The organism is Niallia sp. Sow4_A1, from assembly GCF_052116745.1.
Lineage (GTDB): Bacteria > Bacillota > Bacilli > Bacillales > Cytobacillaceae > Niallia > Niallia hominis.
On record NZ_JBQKKM010000132.1, the window covers coordinates 1 to 619 of the forward strand.

1 pseudogene is annotated in these 619 nt (G+C 40.9%); it reads right to left on the reverse strand.

Annotation, left to right across the window (positions count from 1 at the left end):
• Positions 1-619 (reverse strand): annotated as a pseudogene (locus tag ACTQ5K_RS25520) (transposase); the annotation flags it as partial.

A 619-nucleotide genomic window follows, 5' to 3' on the forward strand; every position in this document is an offset into this window, starting at 1 on the left:
TGCTATCTTTTCGATTGCTAAACGGATTGACTGCTGACCATCACTGATGAAACCTTGGATAGGGTAACCCCAATCAAGAATTGGTTGAATAATTCCGATTAACTCTTGAGAGGCGCTACTCTTTAAATTATGTGCTGCCAAGATGGTGCCACTTAAGACCTCGCGAATAACATACAACGTTTCATTTCCTTTTTCAGGTTGAACGCCATCAATGGATAAGATTAATCCATTGTTCTGTTCCACGACTTCCTCTAAGGTTTCTTTCATATTTTCTGTAATCGCTGAACGAAGAAGTAACGCATATCGTTCGTACAGTTTCTGAACTTGCCTTTCTGAGATTTTCACTTGCTTCTCAGCTAGGATGGTGGCAATTTCTGAACGGGTTTTATGTTCTTTGAAACGCAAGTGCCCAATGTGGGCAATGACATCCATGCCATAGGTGATGTGCTTCATACTAAGTTGCTCAGCCTCCGCAGAACGATAAACAGTATTGTTCTCACAGCCATTATTTTCACAGCGATAGCCAAGATTAATAACTTTAAATTCCCCTTTTAGGGTAGAGATGGTTTTCCTCCATACAGGATGGCAATAGGTTAATTTCTCTCCACAGTCAGGACAA